The organism is Nocardioides sp. (genome assembly GCF_031397825.1).
In the GTDB taxonomy this organism is placed as follows: domain Bacteria; phylum Actinomycetota; class Actinomycetes; order Propionibacteriales; family Nocardioidaceae; genus Nocardioides.
Window position 1 is genome coordinate 1 of sequence record NZ_JANNML010000014.1, and the last position, 4,646, is coordinate 4,646.

Annotated in this window: 5 protein-coding genes; 4 read left to right on the forward strand and 1 reads right to left on the reverse strand. The window is 70.7% G+C overall.

Annotated elements, in window-relative coordinates:
- Positions 1-104: 104 nt before the first annotated feature.
- Complete coding sequence (gene corA / locus RMN98_RS00670) at positions 105-1,085, reverse strand: magnesium/cobalt transporter CorA (protein WP_309646873.1); 981 nt, start codon at positions 1,083-1,085, stop codon at positions 105-107.
- Between the two features lie 33 nt (positions 1,086-1,118).
- Between corA and RMN98_RS00675 the strand changes: the two genes are divergently transcribed.
- The 4 genes from RMN98_RS00675 to mshC are packed head-to-tail and all read left to right on the forward strand — an operon-like array spanning position 1,119 to position 4,465.
- The gene (locus RMN98_RS00675; protein WP_309646874.1) at positions 1,119-1,850 is read left to right on the forward strand and encodes a histidine phosphatase family protein; all 732 of its coding nucleotides are present in this window, start codon (positions 1,119-1,121) and stop codon (positions 1,848-1,850) included.
- 10 nt (positions 1,851-1,860) lie between these two features.
- Positions 1,861-2,439, forward strand: a complete 579-nt coding sequence (locus tag RMN98_RS00680; protein WP_309646875.1) for a DUF3090 domain-containing protein — start codon at positions 1,861-1,863, stop codon at positions 2,437-2,439.
- Positions 2,436-3,203, forward strand: a complete 768-nt coding sequence (locus RMN98_RS00685) for an SCO1664 family protein (RefSeq protein WP_309646876.1) — start codon at positions 2,436-2,438, stop codon at positions 3,201-3,203. Before RMN98_RS00680 ends, RMN98_RS00685 begins: the two co-directional genes overlap by 4 nt.
- A gap of 23 nt (positions 3,204-3,226) precedes the next feature.
- The gene (mshC, locus tag RMN98_RS00690) at positions 3,227-4,465 is read left to right on the forward strand and encodes a cysteine--1-D-myo-inosityl 2-amino-2-deoxy-alpha-D-glucopyranoside ligase (protein WP_309646877.1); all 1,239 of its coding nucleotides are present in this window, start codon (positions 3,227-3,229) and stop codon (positions 4,463-4,465) included.
- Positions 4,466-4,646 lie beyond the last annotated feature (181 nt).

Genomic DNA, 4,646 nt, shown 5'->3' on the forward strand with positions numbered 1-4,646 from the left:
GGGGGGTGGGTTTTTCACCACCCCCGATGGGGGGGGGCTTGTGGGTGGGGGGTGGGCCACCAACCCGCATGTCCTGGCGCCCCGTGGAGCAGCCGCAGGAACCCTCAGAGCCACCCGGACTTCTTGAAGAACACCCAGAGCCCGGCCGACGTGAGCGCCATCAGGAACAGCGCGAACGGGTAGCCGAGGGCCCAGTGCAGCTCGGGCATGTGGTCGAAGTTCATGCCGTAGACGGCGGCGATCAACGTGGGCGCGGCGACCAGGCCGACGCCGGCCGAGATCTTGCGCATGTCGTTGTTCTGCTGCACGGAGATGCCGGCCAGATGGGCCTCGAAGGCCGACGACAGCAGCGAGTCGAGGTTGTCGACGAGCTCGGCGGCGCGGGTGAGGTGGTCGGCGACGTCGCGGAAGAACGGCGAGGCCTCCTCGTCCATCCCCGGCACGAGCCCCGAGGCGAAGCGGCGCATGGGCTCGCGCAGCGGCATCACCGCACGGCGTACCTCGGCGATCTCACGCTTGAGGGTGTAGATCCGGGCGGAGTCGTTGGTGCGGGCCGTCGAGAAGACCGACTCCTCCACCTCGTCGACGTCCTCCTCGAGTGCGTCGACGACCTCGGAGTAGGCGTCCACGACCGAGTCGCATACCGCGTAGACGACCGCGGACGGGCCATGGGTGAGGACCTGCTCGCGCTCCTCGAGGTAGGCGCGGGCCGACTGGAGCGCCCCGCCCTGGCCGTGGCGGACCGTCACGACAAAGTCCTCGCCGACGAACATGCTGATCTCGCCGGTCTCGACCGCGTCCTCCTCGTCGACGTACCAGAGCGTCTTGATGATCAGGAAGAGGTGGTCGGCGTAGCGCTCGAGCTTGGGTCGTTGGTGGGCCTTGACGGCGTCCTCGACGGCGAGGTGGTGCAGCCCGAAGGCCGCCGCCACCTTGCCGAGCTCGTCGTGTCCGGGCTGGTGCAGGCCGACCCACACGAAGTCGCCCTTCGCGCTCGCGCGCGCCCGCATCGCGACGTAGTCGTGGGGGTGGCAGTCGACGGCGACGCGCACCCCCTGGCAGTAGACGGCGCTGTCGACGATCACGAGGCTCACGGTAGCCCCACTACAGTCCCCGTCATGGCAACTGTGATCCTCGTGCGCCACGGTCGGACGAGCGCCAACGCGAGCGGCATGCTCGCCGGCCGCCTGGCGGGGGTGAAGCTCGACGACCACGGCCGCGGACAGGCCGAGCGGGCGGGGGAGCGGATCGCCCCGGTGCCCCTGGCCGCGATCGTGAGCAGCCCGCTGGAGCGGTGCCGCCAGACGGCCAAGATCCTGAGCGCGGCCCACTCCGCCGCCCCGTCCATCACCACCGAGCGCGGGATCATCGAGTGCGACTACGGCGACTGGCAGGGCCGGCCGCTGCGCGAGCTCGCGAAGGAGAAGCTCTGGTCGGTGGTCCAGACGCAGCCGTCCGCGGCGGCGTTCCCGGGTGGTGAGTCCCTGCCGACGATGCAGGCCCGCGCCGTCGAGGCCGTACGACGCCATGACGCGGCCGTCGAGGCGGCACACGGTGCCTCCGCGGTCTGGGTGGCGGTCAGCCACGGCGACATCATCAAGTCGATCCTGGCCGACGCGCTCGGCATGCACCTCGACCTCTTCCAGCGCATCCACGTCGACCCGGCCTCGATCTCGATCATCCGCTACACCGGCACGCGGCCCTACGTCATGGCCTCCAACACCCACGCCGGAGATCTCACCTGGCTGGTCCCCCCGCCGGCCAAGAAGACCCGACGCCGCAAGGGGGCCGACACCGCGGCGGACGACGCCGCCGTCGGCGGTGGCGCCGGCCCATCGGCTCGGTCATAGGGTGGTCGACATGCCTCCGATCATCCACGGCTTCGACCCGCCGGAGCGTTTCGTCGCCGGCACCGTCGGGCCCCCCGGGTCGCGCACGTTCTTCCTGCAGGCGCGCACCGGAGTCCGCATCACGAGCATCTCGCTGGAGAAGCAGCAGGTCGCCGCGCTGGCCGAGCGGATCGACGAGCTGCTCGACGAGGTGATGGCCAGCGACGAGGTCTCCGCGGTGATCCCGGCGGTGGCGCCGCTCGGCCTCGACGACCCGCACCCGCTCGAGCAGCCGATCGAGGAGGAGTTCCGCGCCGGCACCATGACGCTGTCCTGGGACCCCTCCGACGAGCGGATCGTGATCGAGGTCTTCCCGTTCACCGAGGCCGCCGTCGTGAGCCCGGAGCAGGTCGACGAGGACTTCGAGGAGCCCGAGCCCGACGAGGTCTTCCTGGTGCGCATCGACGCCGGCCACGCGCGAGCGTTCGTCCAGCGCGCGGCCCAGGTGCTCGACGCCGGCCGGCCGAGCTGCCCCTTCTGCGGCAACCCGATAGACCCCGACGGCCACCTGTGCGTCCGCGCCAACGGCTTCCGCCGTCGCGAGCCGTGAGCGCAGCTGACCTGCCGCTCGACGGCGACCTGGAGCTCCACGGCCGCATCATGCCCGCGTCCAACGCCACGTTCCTCGGCACGATCGACGAGGTGTCGGTCGTCTACAAGCCGATCGCCGGCGAGCGTCCACTATGGGACTTCCCCGACGGCAACCTCGCAGGCCGCGAGGTGTCGGCCTACCTCGTCTCCGAGGTCTTCGGCTGCGACGTCGTCCCCCTGACCTGGCTCCGCGACGGTCCGCACGGTCCCGGGATGGTGCAGCTGTGGAAGGAGCCCGACGAGGAGCAGGAGGCCGTCACCCTCGTCGAGGAGGGGCAGGTGCCCGAGGGGTGGCGCCACGTCTTCGACGGGATCGACGGCCGCGACGTGGCCGTGTCGCTCATCCACGAGGACTCGACGGCGTTGCGCCGGATGGCCCTCTTCGACGTGGTGGTCAACAACGCCGACCGCAAGGGCGGGCACGTCCTCGCCATGAGCGACGGCCACCGCTACGGCGTCGACCACGGCATCGCCTTCCACCACGAGCACAAGCTCCGCACGGTCCTGTGGGGCTGGCAGGGCGAGCCGCTCAGCGACGAGGAGGCCGAGACCGTACGACGGGTGCGCGCGGCCATCAGCAACGGCCTGGGGGACCGGCTGTCCCAGCACCTGACCGACCTGGAGGTCGACGCCCTCGACCGCCGGTGCCGACGCCTCCTCGACGCGGGTGCCCTCCCGACCTCCAGCGGCGACTGGCCAGCCATCCCCTGGCCCCCCTTCTGAGTCGTCTGGTTAGGCTTCGCCCCATGCGAGCCTGGAGTGCCCCGGAGATCCCGAGCCTGACCGTGACGGGACCCGCCGTGGCTCTCCACGACACGGCCACCGGCACCGCCGTCACGACCACCCCCGACGGAGTCGCGCGGCTCTACGTCTGCGGCATCACGCCCTACGACGCCACCCACATGGGCCACGCCGCGACGTACGTCGCCTTCGACCTGCTCAACCGTGCCTGGCGCAACGCCGGGCACGACGTCACCTTCGTGCAGAACGTCACCGACGTCGACGACCCGCTCCTCGAGCGCGCCACCAAGGTCAACGTCGGCTGGGTGGAGCTCGCCGAGCGCGAGACCGAGCTGTTCCGCCACGACATGACGGCGCTGCGGGTGATCCCGCCCGACCACTACATCGGTGCGGTCGAGTCGATCCCGCTGGCGATCGAGCTGATCCAGGTGCTGGAGGCGGCCGGCGCGACCTACACCGTCGACACCGACGTCTACTACTCCGTCACCGCGGACCCGGCGTTCGGGCAGGAGTCCGGCTTCGACCGCGAGACGATGCTCGCCCTCTTCGGCGAGCGCGGCGGAGATCCGGACCGCCCCGGCAAGCGGGACCCGCTCGACTGCGTCGTGTGGCGCGGCGAGCGTGAGGGGGAGCCCAGCTGGGACAGCCCCTACGGTCCCGGCCGCCCGGGCTGGCACATCGAGTGCTCGGCGATCGCGATGCGGCACCTCGGTGGCGACTTCGACGTGCAGGGCGGCGGGTCCGACCTGGTCTTCCCGCACCACGAGATGTGTGCCGGCCACGCCCAGGTGGCGGCGCCGGGCACCCCGTTCGCACAGGTCTACTCCCACGCCGGGATGGTGGCCTACGACGGCGAGAAGATGTCGAAGTCGCTGGGTAACCTGGTCTTCGTCTCGGCGCTGCGCAACTCAGACGTCGACCCGATGGGCATCCGGTTGGCGCTGCTGCGTCATCACTACCGCTCCGACTGGGAGTGGACCGACGCCGAGCTCTGGGAGTCGGTCGACACGATCGCGACCTGGCGCAAGGCTCTCTCCCTCGGCGCCGGTGCGCCGGCGGCCCCGGTGGTGCAGGAGGTCCTGGCCGCCATGGCCCACGACCTCGACGCCCCGCGCGCCACGGCCGCGGTGGACGCCTGGGTGGCGGCGACCCTCGGCACCGGCGGGCTGGCCGACACCAGCGACCGCGACGCGGCGGTCCACATGCTGGCCGTCATCGACGCCGCGCTCGGTCTCTCGCTCTGAGCCGCTCAGGCCGGTGATCGACGGGGACCGGACCTGAGCCCCGACCGGGTGGCGTAGGTCAGATGACTCGAGAGCAACTCGCCGAATGGATCTTACGAAATAACGCTGAAATCTGAATGGTTTGTTTAACTCCCGAGAATTGCAACATGGCCACCGCCACCCTCCCCGAACAAAACATCGT

Bases quoted from the DNA above. Each gene is read 5' to 3' on its own strand.
- RMN98_RS00675 (WP_309646874.1), top strand. From the start codon at position 1,119: ATGGCAACTGTGATCCTCGTGCGCCACGGTCGGACGAGCGCCAACGCG.
- mshC (WP_309646877.1), top strand. From the start codon at position 3,227: ATGCGAGCCTGGAGTGCCCCGGAGATCCCGAGCCTGACCGTGACGGGA.
- RMN98_RS00680 (WP_309646875.1), top strand. From the start codon at position 1,861: ATGCCTCCGATCATCCACGGCTTCGACCCGCCGGAGCGTTTCGTCGCC.